Below are 18,122 nucleotides of genomic sequence, written 5' to 3' on the forward strand. Positions count from 1 at the left end.
ATATTTGCTATAACATAGCGTAAGTTTTGAAGGTAAAAGATAAGTATATGCCTTGTGTTGCTCAGGAAAAATATGAAAATAGGATGTATCAGCAAGAGTTATTAAAAATAGAAAAGAACCCTATGTTGTTAGATTATATTAAAAATGCTATGATTCGCAAGAAATGGTCGCCGGATGCTATAGCCGGAAAGTTAAAACTAGACAAAAATACAGCTTTGTGTATCAGTACAGAAAGTATATATAGATTTGTTTACACTTCTGCAGTAGCAGCTAAATTAAAGTTATATAGCTATTTACCTTCTAAAAGATATAAAAGGCAAGAAAGAGGGAAGAGGCGTCAAAGGATCATTATACCACAAAGGATCTCAATACATCAGCGTGATGCAATAGCTACGAAAAAGGTAGAAGTAGGGCATTTTGAGGCAGATCTTACATTTCATAAAGGTAATCAAAGTATGAATATTGGTGCACTGGTGGATAAAAAGAGTCAAAAGATTATTTTAGTGCTGAATAACTCCAAGAGAGCTACAACAGTTACCAATGGTTTTTTAAGAAAGATAAAAACTCTTCCAAATAGTGTGAGAAAGACTATTACTATGGATAATGGCAAAGAGTTTGTGGGGCATGTTGCCTATAGACTATCTGGGTTTCAAACTTTCTTTTATGATCCATACCGCCCTAGATAAAAAGCATTAGTGGAAAAAATGAATTCTATGATTCATAGAATTTTACCTAAAAATACAGATATTACTACCGTTACACAAAGAGGTCTTGACAATGTTGCTGAGATTTTAAATAACATGCCAAGAAAGATTTTTGGTTATAAAACCCCCAATGAAATTTGGGCAGAAAATTTATAGGTTTTGTTCTACTTAGTCCTTGCATTTTCAACCTATTTTGTTAAATTATATCAAAAATGCTATGATTCACAAGAAATGGTCACCGGATGCTATAGCCGGAAAGTTAAAACTGGACAAAAATACAGCTTGTTGTATCAGTACAGAAAGTATATATAGATTTGTCTACACTTCTCCAGTTGCAGCTAAATTAAAGTTATATAGCTATTTACCGTCTAAAAGATATAAAAGGCAAGAAAGGGGGACAAGGCATCAAAGGATCATTATACCACAAAGGATCTCAATACATCAGCGTGATGCAATAGCAATGCAAAAGCTAGAAGTAGGGCATTTTGAGGCAGATCTTACATTTCATAAAGGTAATCAAAGTATGAATATCGGTGTGCTGGTGGATAAAAAGAGTCAAAAGATTATTTTAGTGCTGAATAACTCCAAAAGAGCTAAAACAGTTACCACTGGGTTTTTAAAAAAGATCAAAACGCTGCCAAGTAGTGTTAGAAAGACTATTACTATGGATAATGGCAAAGAGTTTGTAGGGCATCTTGCTTATAGACTATCTGGGTTTCAAACTTTCTTTTGTGATCCATACCGCCCTAGACAAAAAGCACTAGTGGAGAAAATGAATTCTATGATTCATAGAATTTTACCTAAAAATACAGATATTACAACCGTTACACAAAGAGGTCTTGACAATATTGCTGAGATTTTAAATAACATGCCAAGAAAGATTTTTGGTTATAAAACCCCCAATGAAATTTGGGCAGAAAATTTATAGGTTTTGTTCTACTTAAGTCCTTGAATTTTCAGGAAGACTATAATAGAGTGGAAAAAATTAAAGAAACAAACTGGGGATGTCAAAGCAAAAAGTGGTTATCATACAGGACATCGTAGAATAATAAGAGACATAGAGGGATTTAAAAAATTTATAGAATTAAATTTTGATAAAACCACCATGGAGCTAGCTAATAACTGGAGTCAAAAAGTATCTGCAAGTACGATATCAAGATTGCTTAATAAATTAGGTTATAGTTATAAAAAAACTTTTCTTCATCCCAAAAGGGATATTGGTCTAAGGAATGAATATTGAAACTAAAAACTATAGATAAACAAGATTTAGTATTTATCGATGAGTTTGGGATAGAAGATAATAGCTGTAGAGAACACGGATGGAGCATTATCGGTCAAAGATGTTATGGTGAAAAGGTCTATCAACATAAATCACGGATTAGTATGATTGCTGGGCTGTGTGTCAAAGATATTATTGCCCCAATAATATTTGATGGGACATGTAATAAGGACATTTTTGAAACTTATGTACAAGAGATATTGATCAAGGAATTAAAGGCTGGTCAGATAGTAGTAATGGATAATATTAATTTTCATAAAAGTACAAAAGTGAAAACGTTAATTGAATCTGTTGGTTGCAGTATTTTATTTTTACCAACTTACTCTCCTGACTTAAATCCTATTGAGCATTACTGGTTTAAAATCAAGAATGAAATAAGAAAAACTATTTCTAATTTTGAGCACTTTTTTGATGCTGTTTACTATGCTCTTAAAAAATCACTACCTTATCGCATTAAGCTATACAACCAACGGATTCAATTAACTCTTTAACTTTAGAATTTTTATGAAAATTAATGTTATCCATAATAACGGTTTGCCCAGGTTGTAATTCTGTAATTAATACATCCCTAATATAAGTTTTAAAGACCTCTGTATTACAATTACCTTCAAATATTATAGGAGCAATAAGATTACCATTACAAAGACCAGCTATCATACTTATTCTAAATTTATGTTGATACACCTTTTCTCCATAACACCTTTGTCCTATAATGCTCCATCCATACTCTTTGCAAGCATTATCCTCTATTCCAGATTCATCAAGATATACTAATTTGTCTTTTGTGATGGTTTGTATCTTTGCTATAAATTCATTTCTTAATTTAATATCTCTTTTCGGATGAAAATGAGTTTTGTTTATAGCTATAGCCAAGTTTTCTGATTTGTCTTAAAATAGTTACAGATGCAATATTACCCCATTGCTTTGCTAACTCCTTTGATGTTTTATTCATATTAGCTTTAAAAAATTCTTTAAAAGATTCTGAATCTTTTATCTTATGACTATGTCCTTTCTGATAACCAGTTGCTGCTTCTAAAGTACCTTGCTTATCTTTTAATTTTTTCCATTTATATATAGTATCACGACTTACATTAAATAATTTACTTACCTTACTTATTCGTATCCCTGCTTCTACAGCTTTTATAACTCTTAGTCTTAGTTCTATTGCATATGCTCGTGCCATATCTCTTTACATGCTTGTTAATATTTGCTTACTATAACATGATACTCTCGCTCTGTCAGTACCTTAATGACTTATGCTATATATTAGTAAGAAAGGTAACATTTATGCATTTTATAAAAAATACTGTTATGGAATTAGGGCACGAATTGAAGCTCAAATTTCAAGAATTAAGAGATGTATTGGTTCATCTCTATTAACTAAAAAAATATCATCACAAAAACGTGAAGCAATTGTTATTACCAATATTATAAATTTATGGAATTCATTCGGTAAATGTGTCGCAGTCAAAATAGGATAATTACGTCTAAAAAAGACCAACAGATACCCTTCCGAACAAAGCCACGTCGATGTCGTTAGTTAGATTTCCTGATATTATCTTGCAGAAATAATATAAAAAATTGGTAAATTTTTGAGTGTATTGTGGTGCTACTAGGGGGAATTGAACCCCCGACCTCTTCATTACCAATGAAGTGCTCTACCCCTGAGCTATAGTAGCTTAAGCTCTATAAATATTTCTAAAAATGTTTATAGAGCTTGGAGTTTTATTTCAAACTCTTTTTGCCACATATTTGCCATTAAATCAAGAAAAATTTTGGAATTTGTTAGATTATTTCATTAGGTTCGTGAGTTACACCATTTACGGGCTTTGTTCGGAAGGGTAATAAAAAAGGAAGGGTAGTATGTAGAGAATACCATATAATATTCTGGAATAGATAAGTTATAAATTAAAAATGCCATACAAAGAAAGAACAAAAACAGGTTTGCCAAGAAAAATAGATAAGCCGAGATATAAAATAACCAATTGGTCACAATATAACGATAGTTTAAGAAAAAGAGGGATGGTCAGCCTGTATTTCCCTGAAGGTGATTTAGAGTCTTTGTTCATTAATACACAACCTTACGTAGAGGGAGAATCTGGGAGGACAACGACATACCAAGTACCATATATACAACTAATTTATACATTATATCGTTTATTTGATTTCGGGCAGCGTCAAATAACAGGTTACTTTGAGGATCTATGGCGGGGCAAGGGTCTTGAGATTCCAGTACCAAGTTTTGGTCATCTATGTGATTTATTTTCACAGATACCATTAGAGGTCAAACAGTTTTGCAATAAACTTGCTGTGCGTATCAAGAATGGCGAAGCTATATCTCTGATACTAGATAGCACAGGTCTTAGATTTAATACAGCTAGTAACTGGTATGAAACAAAATACAATAAAGTCTGTAAGAATAAGCCATGGCAGAAAATGCATATTTCTATAGATCCTGCAATGAATATTCATGATGTTGAGATTACTGATTGCTATACTGCTGATATAGAGATGCTAGAGTCCTTAATACCAGAGAATATATCGGTAGATAGAGTAATTGCTGATGGTGCTTACTATAGTATTGAAGGAGTTGAGAAATTAAGTAATTGCGGTATTACGCCAGTAATGCCTCCCCCACGTAATGCTAAGATATATGGTCAAGATAACACCATATGGCATGATAAGGTTGTAAGTTATAGCTTAATGCGATAAGGTAGTGACTTATAGTATGAGTTGGATTATACTAAATGAAAAACTTATGGCAAAGGCATATTCATACGATCAAAACTTACGCTATGAGTAAAAAAGTGATAAATTATTGTAAAAATAATTAAACATGTCAAAGAGGATAAAGTTGCAAGCAATACCAATTAATAGGACAGATTATTGTCAATTTTTAATAGTGTCATTGCTAAAATAAAAGGGACCAGTAAATTGCACGAAAAAGGGACCAGAGAAGTTGGTGTGACCTAATAAGGTTAATGTGCAATATTCACTAGATAATTAAGCAAGTAAATATCTAGTGATACAATGATAAGAATAAATATGTATACAACAATTATCACCCTTTATAAACAAGGCAATAGTCAAAGGAATATTGCCAAACTAACAAGAACAGACCGCAAAACAGTACGAAAAATAATAAACCGCTATGTAGAGGCTGGTACAGAATCCCCAGCAATCTATGAACGATCTTCAGTTTTGGATTTTTGGCACGAAAAAATAATTGAGTTATTAGAAAAAAATCTGAGTTACATAAGAATTTTTGAGGAGTTAAAAAATCAAGGTTATACAAGCAGTTATACTTCTTTGACCCGTTATATCAAAAAATATAAAATTAAGGATAACAGTTGCATTCGTTTTCATACTTTAGCAGGAGAGGAAGCACAAGTAGATTTTGGTGACATAGGCTTACAGTATAATTCTAAAGGGCGTAGAGTTAAAGCATATGTATTTAATATGCGTTTAAGCTATAGTCGCCTTGATTATTATGAAGTAGTGTTTGATCAAAGTTGTCAAACATGGATTCAATGTCATATCAATGCATTTAATTATTTTGCTGGTAGTCCAAAAGTAATAAAACTTGATAATCTTAAAGCTGGAGTAGTAGATGCCAATTTTTATGAGCCAGTATATCAGAAGGAATATAAGTGCTTAGCCGATCATTATGGAATTTTACTTTCTCCTTGTCGAGTGTATCAACCGCAAGAAAAAGGCAAAGTTGAGTCGGGAATAAAATACGTTAAAAATAATTTTTTTGCTGGTCGTAAATTTGATAGATATGAAGAATTAACAAATGGTCTTGCAAATTGGTTAAATAAGGCCAATAGCCGAATACATGGTACTACTAAGAGAATACCTAGAGAACTGTTTGAGCAAGAGGAAAGAAGTAGTTTGATTCCTTTACCATTAGAAACTTTTGATTTGTCATCTTGGCATAATCGAAAAGTAGCAAAAGATTGTCATATTACCATAGATAATAATTATTACTCTGTACCAGCAAAATATATATACAGTGAGGTAATGGTACAATTGTCCCCAAAACTTGTTCAAATATTTTCTATACAAAATGATTTAATAGCAAGACACGTTAGAACAGAGGGCAAGGGGATATTTACCACTAATCCGTCTCATTATGCTAAATACAAACGTCTATGCCCAGGTTTTATAGAATATAGTGAACATTATCAACAACAAATGCAGCAGATAGGGAATAATTGCAGTTTATTATTAGAATCATTACAACAAACAAGAGTGAATGATTGGCAACGTTGTGCACGAGGTATCATTTCTTTACGTAAGGTTTACAATGATGACTTAATAGATAAAGCCTGTCATAGAGCACTACATTATGGTATAAGTTCTTACTCTAAAATTAAGAATATTTTAAATAGTAATGCAGTAAACTTACCATTACCAGAGTTTGGAGGTAATAATGCAGAACTTATTTAATGACCTACGAAGCTTTAGATTATCAGGTATAGTCAATAGTTTAAATGAAAGGATTATTTATGCTCAAAATAATAAACTAGGATTTAAAGAATTTCTATCACTATTATGTGAAGATGAAAAATCTAACCGTAAGGATAATAATTACCGTCGCCGTAAAAGTGCTGCTAAATTGCCGGTAACTAAAAATTTAGAAGACTTTGATTTTAATTTCCAACCAAGTGTTGATGCCAAAGTAATAAGTGATTTATCAACTTGTGATTATATTAATACTAAGGGAAATGTAATATTCATAGGTGATTCAGGAACTGGGAAAACTCATCTTGCCATTGGGCTAGCATTAAAAGCTTTAACACGAGAATACTCTGTATATTTTACTACGGTATCGGATATGCTTTATAATTTACATATTGCAAGAGCAGATAATAGTTATCACAAAAAGGTTAAATTACTCCTATCGTTTGATTTATTAATTCTTGATGAGCTCGGGTTTAAGCAATTGCCAAAACATTCAGTAGAAGACTTTTTTAATATTATTGCTAAACGATATGAAAATAAATCTACCATTATTATCACAAACAAGGATTTTGAAAAATGGAATGAAATATTTGCTGATGAAGTATTAACTCATGCAATTATTGATCGAGTGGTACATCATGCTCATATACTAAAAATAAAAGGTAAAAGTTATCGTATTAATAACTATAAATCTGGAGGTAATATGGCATAAAAATTTTTAAATATAGTGGTTCCTTTTTCGTGCAATTTACTGGTCCCTTTTTAATTGACAATGACAGTTGATGAAGATCATGTCCATTTTTTGGTACAATCTGTACCAACCTATAGCGTAACAAAAATAGTAACAACAATTAAAAGTGTTACAGCTCGTCAAATATTTAGACAGTGTCCACAGGTAAAGAAACAATTATGGGGTGGAGAATTTTGGACTGATGGATATTTTACGAGTACGGTAGGTAAGCATGGAAATGAGAATATGATAGGAAAATACGTAAAAAACCAAGGCAAGGAATATCAGAAACTGCATGAGGATCATCAGCTAGCTTTCTTCTAAAATACCCCGCTGCTTGCGGCGGGGATTACTTTTATATGACATTGAATCCATGTTTGACAACTTTGATCAAACACTACTTCATAATAATCAAGGCGACTATAGCTTAAACGCATATTAAATACATATGCTTTAACTCTACGCCCTTTAGAATTATACTGTAAGCCTAATGTCACCAAAATCTACTTGTGCTTCCTCTCCTGCTAAAGTATGAAAACGAATGCAACTGTTATCCTTAATTTTATATTTTTTGATATAACGGGTCAAAGAAGTATAACTGCTTGTATAACCTTGATTTTTTAACTCCTCAAAAATTCTTATGTAACTCAGATTTTTTTCTAATAACTCAATTATTTTTTCGTGCCAAAAATCCAAAACTGAAGATCGTTCATAGATTGCTGGGGATTCTGTACCAGCCTCTACATAGCGGTTTATTATTTTTCGTACTGTTTTGCGGTCTGTTCTTGTTAGTTTGGCAATATTCCTTTGACTATTGCCTTGTTTATAAAGGGTGATAATTGTTGTATACATATTTATTCTTATCATTGTATCACTAGATATTTACTTGCTTAATTATCTAGTGAATATTGCACATTAACCTTATTAGGTCACACCAACTTCTCTGGTCCCTTTTTCGTGCAATTTACTGGTCCCTTTTATTTTAGCAATGACAATTAAGGGATATTATGAAGTGCTTCACTATAAAACATTGCTGTGTAATAAGAGTTTTTAGCATATTTGCTATAACATAGCGTAAGTTTTGTTATGATTGTTACCGGTGTCAAACGATTTAGTCACATCTATAATAATAGAAGTAGGTAACTCAGAATTATAAGCACAATAAACTTTTACCCCACTACTAGTTTCCGTAAATTCCTTTGATATATGATGATTTGCATCTTTTAACATATTATACTCCTAATAAATAAAAGAGTTATTACTATCTATACTCATAATCTTTGTGAAGTTTACTAGCTAGTGCCTGTTCCCAGCGATCACCATTTTGCAACAATTTTTCTTTATCATAAATAAGGGCAGTATGGGTTAGGCTAGCAAACTCAAAATTAGGACCTTCGACTATCGCATCAACAGGGCAAGCTTCTTGGCATAGCCCGCAATAAATACATTTCGTCATGTCTATATCATAACGGGTTGTACGTCTACTCCCGTCTTCTCGCTCGTCTGCTTCAATTACTATTGCTTGGGCTGGGCAGATAGCTTCACAAAGCTTGCAAGCAATGCAACGCTCTTCGCCATTTTCATAACGACGCAAAGCATGTTCACCTTTAAATCTTGGGCTAACTGGACTTTTCTCATAAGGATAATTGATGGTGACTTTAGCTTTGAAGAAATATTTTAAAGTCAAAGCCAGACCTCTTATTATCTCGTATAGAAAAAATGATTTTAAATAATTTATCATATTTTATTTTTCAAGCAGACTTTTTAATAATCAAACTCCTATCTCTGTAACTTATATCTTCTTGTTTTGTTACTTGCGAATGATTTGAATAGGTTACCCATTTTGGGTTATAATCTTCTACTTCATTTCCCCATTGTGTCCAATTTAGTCTTGTACCTCTAGCAAAAAGCTCTAAATAAGGTCCTTTGCTACATTTTTCTATTAAGTCATATAATTCATCGGGCTTTCTAGAATGCTCTCGCTTTCTACTACTTATTAAATTAACTTGGCTTCTAGCAGGGGCTAAAGTACAAGCAGTTTTTCCTCGTACACCAAATAAGACTATTTCCGTAACATTACGAAAATAAAATCCTACCCCTCTACCGTCAGGTCCGCCATCTTTACGAATTTTAGACCAAATTATATTTGTTTTATAAGTAAAGCCCCACGCTTTCATTACCTCAACCCTTCTTAAAGTAGAGCGTTAGGAACCCATAAATATAAGTGTGCTGGCTCAAGAATACAATTTGCTACAGGAATATTTTTTATTTCATCAAGTTTTAATGTGGGGTATCGATTTAGTCTTTTATGTTCTGGGGCAACCTTACCTGTTCTATTTTCAAATTGCCAAGGAGGATCAGCAAGGATAGTATGAAATTTGCCTTTTACATTATTTTCAAAATCTTCTTTTGCTGCTATAATATTACTCACGATTTAATCCTCTATGTATAATTTGTTAGTAATACCAAAAACTAAAATTGGACAACCTCCCCCACCGCCACCCTCAATTCTTGGAAGTAATTTAGCTATATGGGTAGTAGAAGCACCATATGAGCTACTTTTACCGATAGAATTAAATATTTATTGTAACTCTGTACATCTAGTTATTATAATTCCTATACTTATTGCACGCAAATCAAATAAAAGTCTAAAATTATTTAGATCTCTATCAAAAAAAGGATCTTTATTATTCCACTCAATTTCTAATGCTATTCTATTTTTATAACAATCAACTTTATGGGTCGGAGAGTCTAAAGAATTTTCATCTACTATAACTTTGGTTGAAAACATTTTTTCTTTCCAACCTAATTCTGCAAAAGATTTATCTATTGATTTCGATATTTCAGATTTTTCACCCCCTCCTACAGTAATCTAGCTTTTCCTAAAACGAAAGTCTTTTAGTACCTGTATTATATCACTCCACTCATCAACAAAATCATTTTTTAAAATAGCAATAGCATGTTTCCACTCATGAATTTCATAATGTTCTTTGATAAAATCAGGAAAAAGTTCTTTACCCATAACTGTTAAATACCCGGCAAATTATCAGTATATATTAATACACTAGACACCAACACCACCCAAAATAAAGTTAGCGGTAGAAATACTTTCCAGCCAAGACGCATTAACTGATCATAACGATATCGTGGCAGTGTTGCTCTAATCCATAAAAAGCAAAATAGCAAAAATCCTACTTTAAAAACAAACCAAAAGAAACCTGGGACACAATATAACCACGATATATTAAATGGTGGCAAATAACCTCCTAAGAAGAAAGTCGTAGTCATTGCACTAACTAATATCATATTAGCATACTCACCTAGGAAAAATAAGGCAAAACCCATAGAGGAATATTCGACATTATAACCGGCAACTAACTCTGATTCAGCTTCAGGTAAATCAAAAGGCAATCTATTTGTTTCAGCAAGCACTGAAATAAAAAATACCACTCCCATCGGCATGAGCATTAAATCAATCCACCATGGTATTGTTCTCTGTGCTTCAACGATCTGGCTCAAGTTCAAAGTGCCAGTAGTCAGCAAGACAGTAATAATAACAAGTCCCATCGATACTTCATAAGAAATCATTTGTGCCGATGAGCGTATAGCTCCAAGAAATGCATATTTTGAGTTGCTAGCCCAGCCGGCAATAATAATGCCGTAAACACTTAAGGAAGAAATAGCAAGAATATATAAAACACCGACATTAATATCAGCAAGAACTACGCCTTTAACAAAAGGTATAACTGCCCAACCGATTAAGCTTAATATAAAGGTTATCATCGGTGCTAGGACGAACAATATTTTATCGGCATTAGAGGGGATGATCGGCTCTTTAAATAATAGCTTTACCGCATCTGCTATAGGCTGCAAAAGCCCAAATGGTCCAACAACATTAGGACCACGTCTTAGTTGCATAAGCCCAATCACACGACGCTCAGCATATGTTAAATATGCAACGCATAATATTAATGGGATAGTTATCGCCACCACCTTTAAGGCGATTATAATTAACGGAAAAATATATTCAAAAAAGAGTTCTGTCATAATGTTATTTAATTATCATCCCATCGTCATTGCGAGGAGATGCGTAGCATCGACGCGGCAATCTTATGAGGTAGTATAATTGCCGCACTCACTTCGCTCGCTCGCAATGACGGTTCAAGCCTTTACGCTGCCTCCTCATCCCTTTTCTGCTTAGCCTCTACGCATCTTGCCATAGTTACCGAGTTTTTACTAATAACATCAGTCATGTAATAATTAATAGGTCTAGAAGTTATAGGCTCTTTTGATAATTTATCTTTGGAACTAAATTTAGCAAACTTATTATCTATAATTTTACTGATATTGGCAAATATCGGATATTCTTTAGCTAGCTTTGTACGTATTTCCTGTAAATTACTTGCCCCAATATCCACTTTCAAATAATCGGCAAACTCCTTAATTATCGCTATATCTTCTTTAGCATTGCCTACAGGTGATACTGCTTTTTCGGCTATTTGCGGTCTACCCTCTAAATTCACGTAAATGCCGCTCTGCTCAGTATAAGCAGCTGATGGTAAAATAACATCCGCTTTCGTAGCCCCAATATCTCCATGATGTCCTTGATATATTATAAAAGCTGATCCCAGCTTATCAAATGGCAATTCATCCACCCCAAGTAAATAAGCAAGTTCTATATCTTCTAATTTACCTAACGAAGTATTAAAACCGATATCAAGCCCACCAACCATCGATGCATGATTATGCAATATATTGAAGCCTTTCCAATCATCCCGCATGATATTATATTTATCGACCATTTTATGGATTAGCGATAATATAGCATATCCGTCATCTCGCCCATAAACACCATCACCTACTATAATCATCGGATATTTTGCTGCTTTTAGTTCTTCTGCAAATTCATGCTTACCGGAAGCTAGCTCTTCAATTATCTTGAGATCACTTCCTAAATCCTTAATTTTATAGGTTTGGTTATGTCCCTCTCCTATTCTTGCTACTTTTAATGAACCTACTCGAACTTTTCCGCCTATTCTACTATTTAACACTGGTGCTATCTGTCTTGGATTTGCTCCAATTAATAAGCATAAATCAGCTTTTTCAAGCCCTGCAATAGTTGTATTAAATAAGTAATTTCCTCGCTGCGTAGTATCTAATTTATAGTCAAACTGATTAACGCTATAATTATTACAACCGATTTTTTGTAAGAAAGTTTTAAGCATAAACATTGCTTCAACGGAAGTAAGAGACCCAGCAAAAGCATTAATTTTTTCTGGCTTAATAGACTTAATTTTATCAGCTATTTCTTTTAAAGCTTCATCGAAGCTTGCAGGAGCTAATTTACCATTTTTTCTAATATAAGGCTGATCTAAACGCTGATATTTTAGACCATCATAGCTAAAGCGGTTTTTATCCGAAAGCCATTCTTCATTTATATCCTCGTTAACTCTTGGTAATACTCGCATCACTTCATCACCTCTGCTATCAATCCGGATATTCGAACCTTCAGCATCATGCACACCAATACTAGCAGTATGTCTTAGCTCCCACTTACGAGCTTTAAAGGCATAAGGCTTGGAATTAAGAGCTCCAACAGGGCAAATATCTATCATATTGCCGGAAATTTCAGAGTCTAAAGTTTGCTCTAAATAAGAGGTAACTTCCATATGCTCACCCCGATAGATAGCCCCCATTTCTTCTATTCCGGCTATATCATTGGCGAATCTAATACATCTAGTACATTGTATACATCTGGTCATCACTGTTTTAATCAGCGGTCCCATATATTTATCTTTAATAGAGCGTTTATTTTCGTGAAATCTATTAGTGCCTTTGCCATATCTAAAAGCCTGATCTTGCAGATCACACTCTCCGCCCTGATCACAAATAGGACAATCAAGAGGGTGATTAACAAGCAAAAACTCCATCACCCCCTCACGGGCTTTTTTCACCATTGGCGTATCAGTATGAATAACCATACCATTGCCTACAGGCATCGCACAAGAAGCTATCAGCTTTGGTGATTTTTCCATTTCAACCAAACACATACGGCAGTTACCAGCAATTTTTAAATGCTCATGATAACAAAAATGTGGGATTTCTTTACCGGCTTTTGTGCAGGCTTGATAAACTGTAGTACCTTCTGATACTTCTATTTCTTGACCATCTATCGTAAATTTTATCATTCTTATTGTTTTAAAATTGTACAAATCAAGTTTGAAGCAGTTCTTCACTTGATTTGAAATTATAAATTTTTTAAATCATCACTTTTTAGTAAATTTTACTGAGGTATTCATTTCATAAATTGTTGCAATACCGATACAAAACAATTCTTTTCTACTTAATTGGGTTATATAATATATTTGCTGTTCACATTATTTAATCCAATAAGTCATAGGATTTGGATATGCTTGATCTTCTATCATATATTTAAAGCCGATAGCAACACGCAATATATACCAACCAGCTAAAATAAAATATAACACTACACCAATAACAATAAACGTAAATATGAAGCATACAATCCACCCTAAGATACCAAGGCAAAAAGTACGGAATAAAAATACATAATGGCTAGTGGCAAAATTATCGCCTTTATCTTTGTTAAGATATGCAAAAAATACACCAATTAAAGACAATATTGGTGCTACTATTCCGCATAAATATAATATATATACTACACTTAAATTTTTCTTACCGCTTTCGGTATATTCCTTAAGTTGTTTATCCATATTTCTACCTTTTATTTCTCTATTTCTAATTTCAACTTTTCTATTTCTTCTTTTGAAAGCTTAGTATATTTAATGATTTTTTCTATAGGCTCATTATCTTGTAACATTTCTTTTGCCATTTCTATACTTCTTTCCGCTTTACCCTCATTAAATTTACTTTTTTGGTTTAATTCCTCTGTTTGAGCAGCAAGCATCGCTTTAATATAATTGTCATATTCTGCTTCACTCCAATTAAATTGCTCAATAGTCTTATAGGCTGATAATACTATCTCATCTTGAGTGTGTTTCGGCGGCTCTTTAGCTTTATCAAACTTAGCCATCATATACAGCCAATCATCTTCTATCGTCTCAAGCTCATGTGCTTCTTTTGTAAACTTATCAAGCTCCACAAATACATATGATAAACATTTAAGTTGATTCCTACCATTACCAACATTAATAGTTTGATGATAACTAATACATTCTTTTTCTTCAGGTAATGCCTGAAATCCGGAAGTAATTACTACCATAACTACAGGAGCAAGGTCAGCATAGTCTTTTCCTCTTTTTAATTGTGAAGAAAAAGCCACACAACCATAAAATTGTACTCTTGCTAAAAAAGCATCAGCATAGCCATTTTGCATCTCAACAATATAAATATTGCCAGAATTATCTTTTACTTTAACGTCAACAATACTCCTTTTATTCTGTCCTAAATCCGGCACTTGTTCATTTGAAATATATTCAAGGTCAATAATTTTTAATTCTTCTGGTAATCTCATAATATTATTGAGAAAGCTGATTAACCTTGCTTTATCCGTAAACAACTTTTTAAAAGCTATATCATTTGTTGGGTCTAAATATCTTTGCATATTACTTTAAATTCTCTACCACAAAATGCATAATACTGCCATGCTTTATATAATTTATCTCATTATCTGTAAATATTTGCAATATTAAATCAATAGTTTGCGTTTCACCATTTTGTTTTTTTATAACACATTTAACCGGATTATAAGGTTTTATATGTTCATTTAAACCTATAATATCAATAGATTCTGATCCGTCTAATTTTAAATCAAAACGAGTCATATTATTTGTAAAAATTAGCGGCAATACTCCCATACCGACTAAATTTGAGCGGTGTATTCTCTCAAAGCTCTCAGCAATAACAGCTTTAACACCAAGCAGTTGTGGACCTTTTGCTGCCCAATCTCTTGATGAACCACTACCATATTCTTTACCGGCAAAAATTACCACAGATACATTATTTGCTTTATAATCCATTGCTGCATCATAGATAGTTTGCTGCTTGTTTTTCAGCTGGTTTATAGTAAAGCCTCCCTCTACTCCGCTGCACATTTCATTTTTTATGCGAATATTAGCAAATGTGCCACGCATCATCACTTCATGGTTTCCTCTGCGTGACCCATAAGAATTAAAATCAAGAGGATCTATATGATGATCTGTTAAATATTTAGCAGCAGGGCTAGTTTTACTTATACTTCCCGCAGGTGAAATATGATCGGTAGTGATAGAGTCACCAAAAATCGCTAAAATCCGTGCAGATTTTATATCTTTTATACTATTTTTACTGCCTATATTTTCAAAATACGGCGGGTATAAGTACTGCTTTTATTCCAAGCATAGGTAGAGCTGCTTATTACCTCTAAGCTTTGCCATTCTTTTGTCCCGCTAAATATATCGGAATATTTTTCTACAAACATAGATGAATTAATAGAATTTGCAATGACCTTATCTATCTCTTCTTTACTTGGCCAAATATCTTTTAAATAAACATCTCTGCCTTTATCATTTTTTCCTAAGGGGTGATTTGTCAGATCAGTATTAAGGCTACCACTAAGAGCATATGCTACAACTAAAATAGGTGAAGCAAGATAGCTAGCTTTAGTAAGTGGGTTAATTCGCCCTTCGAAATTTCTATTACCTGATAAAACAGAAGCAACGACTAAGCCGTTTTTATTTATAGTATCTTCTATTTCTGGGTTTAAAGGTCCTGAATTACCAATGCAAGTAGTGCAGCCATAACCGACCAAATTAAATCCTAATTGATCTAAATATTGATTAAGCCCGCTGCTTTTTAAATATTCCGTTACAACTTTCGAACCAGGAGCAAGTGAAGTTTTAACCCAAGGCTTAACTTTTAACCCTTGCTCTATTGCTTTTTTAGCAAGCAAAGCTGCCCCAATCATCACAGAAGGATTAGAGGTATTAGTACAGCTAGTAATCGCTGCAATCACCACATCACCATTGCCAATTTCGTAATTTTGATTTGCTACAGCATGTTTTATATCAATACTTATATTATTTGAAGAAAAAGTCGGCAACTCTTTCTTAAAACCACTTGCTACATCACTTAAATTTACCCGATCTTGCGGACGTCTTGGACCTGCTAGCGAACTTGTCACTTCAGATAAATCCAGCTCTAAAATATCAGTATATTCTGCTGCATGGTCAAAATTACACCATAAACCTTGAGCTTTAGAATATTCTTCTACTAATTTGATTTGCTCCTTATCTCTACCTGTCAACTCTAAATATTTGATAGTTTCCTGATCGATTGGGAAAAAGCCGCAAGTAGCACCATATTCAGGTGCCATATTAGAAATGGTAGCACGATCGGCAATTGTCATAGCTTTAAGACCTTCGCCATAAAACTCAACAAACTTACCTACTACTTTTTTCTTCCGTAGCATTTCAGTAATCTTTAAGACTAAATCAGTGGCAGTAGCAGTACCTGTTAACTTACCTGTTAGCTTTACGCCGATTACTTCCGGCAGAATCATAGTAAGCGGCTGTCCAAGCATTGCAGCCTCTGCCTCAATCCCGCCAACGCCCCAACCAAGTACCGATAACCCATTCACCATGGTTGTATGGCTATCTGTACCAACTAAACTATCAGGATAAGCCACACCATTACTATGCCACACGACTTTTGCCAAATACTCTAAATTTACCTTATGGCAAATACCAGTGCCCGGCGGCACTACCTTGAAATTATTAAATGCTTGCTGTCCCCACTTAAGAAACTGATAACGCTCTATATTGCGTTTCATTTCCATTGCTACATTCTTGTCAAATGAGCTACCAGACGCATAAGAATCAACACTAACTGAGTGATCTATAACCAAATCAACAGGGATAAGTGGGTTGATTTTTAGTGGGTCACCACCTATCTTCTTCATCGCATCACGCATAGCAGCAAGATCGACTATAGCCGGTACACCTGTAAAATCCTGCATCAAAACCCTTGCTGGCATAAAATCTATTTCCGTATCAGATTTTTTATTTTTTAGCCATTCTTTAAACGCAAGTAAATTTTGCTTTGTACCAGTACGTAGCACATTCTCAAATAACACTCTCAAACTATAGGGCAGTTTTTTTAAAGGCAAATTGATATCGCTTGCAGCTTTATTTATATCGTAAATTTTGTATGAGATATTATTAACTGATAATTCTTTAAGATATTCCGAATTATGCATCTTTTGCATATTTTCCTCGTTTGAATAGATTGGTTTTTCTATTGTCAAAATGTCCTCGATGTCATCCCGTGGCTTGGGAACTAGATCCAGCATAAAGCGAGATACCTAAGCTTGTAATTTTAAAAACTTACTATATTCAGACTTTATTATTACTGGATCCCGTGGTCAAGCAACTAGACGACATCGGGGGGGTGCTATGCTTCTCTTCGCAATGACATCAACTTAACCTTACCGCAAAACGTAGATTTTTAAAACAAATTAATGCCAATGTGAAGATATTTATATAGATTTTTGAAGAGTAGTGAGTTTATTTATTATTTCCTCTTCACTCAAAGTTGTAACGTTAATAGCTGTTTCTGTGGCTATGTTAATATAACTTCCTGTCACTTCGGTTACACCATTAGCAATAAGATAAGTAATTTTAGGCTTGTGCATATCATCTATGTAAACTTGTACTAATCCAGCTTTTAGGCTAACAATCATCGGAGCATGACCCTGCAATACGCCAAACTCTCCTTCTTCACCCGGAAGTGTTATCATTTTAGCCTGCTCTTCAAAAACGATATTTAAAGGCGTGATTATTTTAACGTTAATTGTCTCGTTCATAAGGTAATATAATTTTTTGTCATTGCGAGCGACTGTAAGGAGCGTGGCAATCTCAGGAGTATTATACTGTTTTATGAGATTGCTGCGTCGATGCTACGCATCTCCTCGCAATGACAGGAA

Annotated in this window: 21 protein-coding genes, 1 tRNA gene and 4 pseudogenes; 9 read left to right on the forward strand and 17 right to left on the reverse strand. The window is 33.6% G+C overall.

Features of this window, described 5'->3' with window-relative positions; genetic code table 11:
- The first annotated feature begins 26 nt into the window (after positions 1 to 26).
- From AAGD55_RS00290 to AAGD55_RS00305, 4 genes and pseudogenes are all read left to right on the forward strand, one after another.
- On the forward strand, positions 27 to 686 hold the full coding sequence (locus tag AAGD55_RS00290) for an IS30 family transposase (protein ID WP_341791698.1): 660 nt from the start codon (positions 27 to 29) through the stop codon (positions 684 to 686).
- Between the two features lie 9 nt (positions 687 to 695).
- A complete protein-coding gene (locus AAGD55_RS00295; RefSeq protein ID WP_341791511.1) occupies positions 696 to 860 on the forward strand; it encodes a hypothetical protein in 165 nt (54 codons plus the stop codon).
- A gap of 37 nt (positions 861 to 897) precedes the next feature.
- The gene (locus tag AAGD55_RS00300; protein WP_341791699.1) at positions 898 to 1,632 is read left to right on the forward strand and encodes an IS30 family transposase; all 735 of its coding nucleotides are present in this window, start codon (positions 898 to 900) and stop codon (positions 1,630 to 1,632) included.
- Between the two features lie 24 nt (positions 1,633 to 1,656).
- Positions 1,657 to 2,474: pseudogene (locus AAGD55_RS00305) on the forward strand (IS630 family transposase); the annotation flags it as partial.
- On the opposite strand, the gene AAGD55_RS00310 reads toward AAGD55_RS00305, so the two are convergent.
- Complete coding sequence (locus AAGD55_RS00310) at positions 2,437 to 2,856, reverse strand: transposase (protein WP_341791700.1); 420 nt, start codon at positions 2,854 to 2,856, stop codon at positions 2,437 to 2,439. The pseudogene AAGD55_RS00305 and the gene AAGD55_RS00310 sit on opposite strands and share 38 nt — an antisense overlap.
- Entirely contained in the window at positions 2,807 to 3,166 is a 360-nt protein-coding gene (locus AAGD55_RS00315) for an IS630 transposase-related protein (RefSeq protein ID WP_341790906.1), read from the reverse strand. The genes AAGD55_RS00310 and AAGD55_RS00315 overlap by 50 nt, the downstream gene beginning before the upstream one ends.
- Before the next feature lie 73 nt (positions 3,167 to 3,239).
- Between AAGD55_RS00315 and AAGD55_RS00320 the strand changes: the two genes are divergently transcribed.
- Positions 3,240 to 3,464: a hypothetical protein gene (locus AAGD55_RS00320; RefSeq protein WP_341791701.1), complete on the forward strand. Its 225-nt coding sequence runs from the start codon at positions 3,240 to 3,242 to the stop codon at positions 3,462 to 3,464.
- A gap of 123 nt (positions 3,465 to 3,587) precedes the next feature.
- Here the strand turns inward: AAGD55_RS00320 and AAGD55_RS00325 are convergent.
- A tRNA-Thr gene (locus AAGD55_RS00325) sits at positions 3,588 to 3,662 on the reverse strand.
- Between the two features lie 235 nt (positions 3,663 to 3,897).
- On the opposite strand from AAGD55_RS00325, the gene AAGD55_RS00330 reads away from it, so the two are divergent.
- The 4 genes and pseudogenes from AAGD55_RS00330 to tnpA all read left to right on the forward strand — a co-directional run.
- Complete coding sequence (locus AAGD55_RS00330; RefSeq protein WP_341791702.1) at positions 3,898 to 4,695, forward strand: transposase; 798 nt, start codon at positions 3,898 to 3,900, stop codon at positions 4,693 to 4,695.
- Between the two features lie 333 nt (positions 4,696 to 5,028).
- The gene (gene istA, locus AAGD55_RS00335) at positions 5,029 to 6,435 is read left to right on the forward strand and encodes an IS21 family transposase (protein ID WP_341790850.1); all 1,407 of its coding nucleotides are present in this window, start codon (positions 5,029 to 5,031) and stop codon (positions 6,433 to 6,435) included.
- Positions 6,419 to 7,162, forward strand: a complete 744-nt coding sequence (gene istB, locus AAGD55_RS00340; protein WP_341791703.1) for an IS21-like element helper ATPase IstB — start codon at positions 6,419 to 6,421, stop codon at positions 7,160 to 7,162. Before istA ends, istB begins: the two co-directional genes overlap by 17 nt.
- A 69-nt stretch (positions 7,163 to 7,231) precedes the next feature.
- Positions 7,232 to 7,504: pseudogene (tnpA, locus tag AAGD55_RS00345) on the forward strand (IS200/IS605 family transposase); the annotation flags it as partial.
- On the opposite strand, the gene AAGD55_RS00350 reads toward tnpA, so the two are convergent.
- The 14 genes and pseudogenes from AAGD55_RS00350 to AAGD55_RS00415 form a co-directional block, all read right to left on the reverse strand.
- Positions 7,501 to 7,680 (reverse strand): hypothetical protein, encoded by a 180-nt coding sequence (locus AAGD55_RS00350; RefSeq protein WP_341791704.1) that lies wholly within the window; start codon positions 7,678 to 7,680, stop codon positions 7,501 to 7,503. The pseudogene tnpA and the gene AAGD55_RS00350 overlap by 4 nt on opposite strands.
- The gene (locus tag AAGD55_RS00355) at positions 7,655 to 8,032 is read right to left on the reverse strand and encodes a helix-turn-helix domain-containing protein (RefSeq protein ID WP_341791705.1); all 378 of its coding nucleotides are present in this window, start codon (positions 8,030 to 8,032) and stop codon (positions 7,655 to 7,657) included. Before AAGD55_RS00355 ends, AAGD55_RS00350 begins: the two co-directional genes overlap by 26 nt.
- Before the next feature lie 210 nt (positions 8,033 to 8,242).
- Positions 8,243 to 8,410: a hypothetical protein gene (locus AAGD55_RS00360; RefSeq protein WP_341791706.1), complete on the reverse strand. Its 168-nt coding sequence runs from the start codon at positions 8,408 to 8,410 to the stop codon at positions 8,243 to 8,245.
- A gap of 31 nt (positions 8,411 to 8,441) precedes the next feature.
- Entirely contained in the window at positions 8,442 to 8,921 is a 480-nt protein-coding gene (gene nuoI / locus AAGD55_RS00365; RefSeq protein ID WP_341791707.1) for an NADH-quinone oxidoreductase subunit NuoI, read from the reverse strand.
- Between the two features lie 10 nt (positions 8,922 to 8,931).
- Positions 8,932 to 9,357, reverse strand: a complete 426-nt coding sequence (locus tag AAGD55_RS00370; RefSeq protein ID WP_341791708.1) for an MT-A70 family methyltransferase — start codon at positions 9,355 to 9,357, stop codon at positions 8,932 to 8,934.
- A 14-nt stretch (positions 9,358 to 9,371) separates the two neighbouring features.
- Complete coding sequence (locus tag AAGD55_RS00375; RefSeq protein ID WP_341791709.1) at positions 9,372 to 9,611, reverse strand: hypothetical protein; 240 nt, start codon at positions 9,609 to 9,611, stop codon at positions 9,372 to 9,374.
- A 3-nt stretch (positions 9,612 to 9,614) separates the two neighbouring features.
- Positions 9,615 to 10,052: pseudogene (locus tag AAGD55_RS00380) on the reverse strand (BglII/BstYI family type II restriction endonuclease).
- A complete protein-coding gene (locus tag AAGD55_RS00385; RefSeq protein WP_341791710.1) occupies positions 10,053 to 10,202 on the reverse strand; it encodes a hypothetical protein in 150 nt (49 codons plus the stop codon).
- A gap of 5 nt (positions 10,203 to 10,207) precedes the next feature.
- Entirely contained in the window at positions 10,208 to 11,227 is a 1,020-nt protein-coding gene (nuoH, locus tag AAGD55_RS00390; RefSeq protein WP_341791711.1) for an NADH-quinone oxidoreductase subunit NuoH, read from the reverse strand.
- Positions 11,228 to 11,349: 122 nt separating this feature from the next.
- Positions 11,350 to 13,368 (reverse strand): NADH-quinone oxidoreductase subunit NuoG, encoded by a 2,019-nt coding sequence (gene nuoG / locus AAGD55_RS00395; protein ID WP_341792480.1) that lies wholly within the window; start codon positions 13,366 to 13,368, stop codon positions 11,350 to 11,352.
- 189 nt (positions 13,369 to 13,557) lie between these two features.
- Entirely contained in the window at positions 13,558 to 13,914 is a 357-nt protein-coding gene (locus AAGD55_RS00400; RefSeq protein ID WP_341791712.1) for a DUF4870 family protein, read from the reverse strand.
- A gap of 11 nt (positions 13,915 to 13,925) precedes the next feature.
- Positions 13,926 to 14,765: an Rpn family recombination-promoting nuclease/putative transposase gene (locus tag AAGD55_RS00405; protein ID WP_341791713.1), complete on the reverse strand. Its 840-nt coding sequence runs from the start codon at positions 14,763 to 14,765 to the stop codon at positions 13,926 to 13,928.
- Between the two features lies 1 nt (position 14,766).
- Positions 14,767 to 17,405, reverse strand: a pseudogene (gene acnA / locus AAGD55_RS00410) (aconitate hydratase AcnA).
- Between the two features lie 270 nt (positions 17,406 to 17,675).
- On the reverse strand, positions 17,676 to 18,002 hold the full coding sequence (locus AAGD55_RS00415) for a F0F1 ATP synthase subunit epsilon (RefSeq protein WP_341791714.1): 327 nt from the start codon (positions 18,000 to 18,002) through the stop codon (positions 17,676 to 17,678).
- Positions 18,003 to 18,122: the final 120 nt, after the last annotated feature.

This window comes from Rickettsia endosymbiont of Gonocerus acuteangulatus (genome assembly GCF_964026435.1).
GTDB lineage: Bacteria > Pseudomonadota > Alphaproteobacteria > Rickettsiales > Rickettsiaceae > Rickettsia.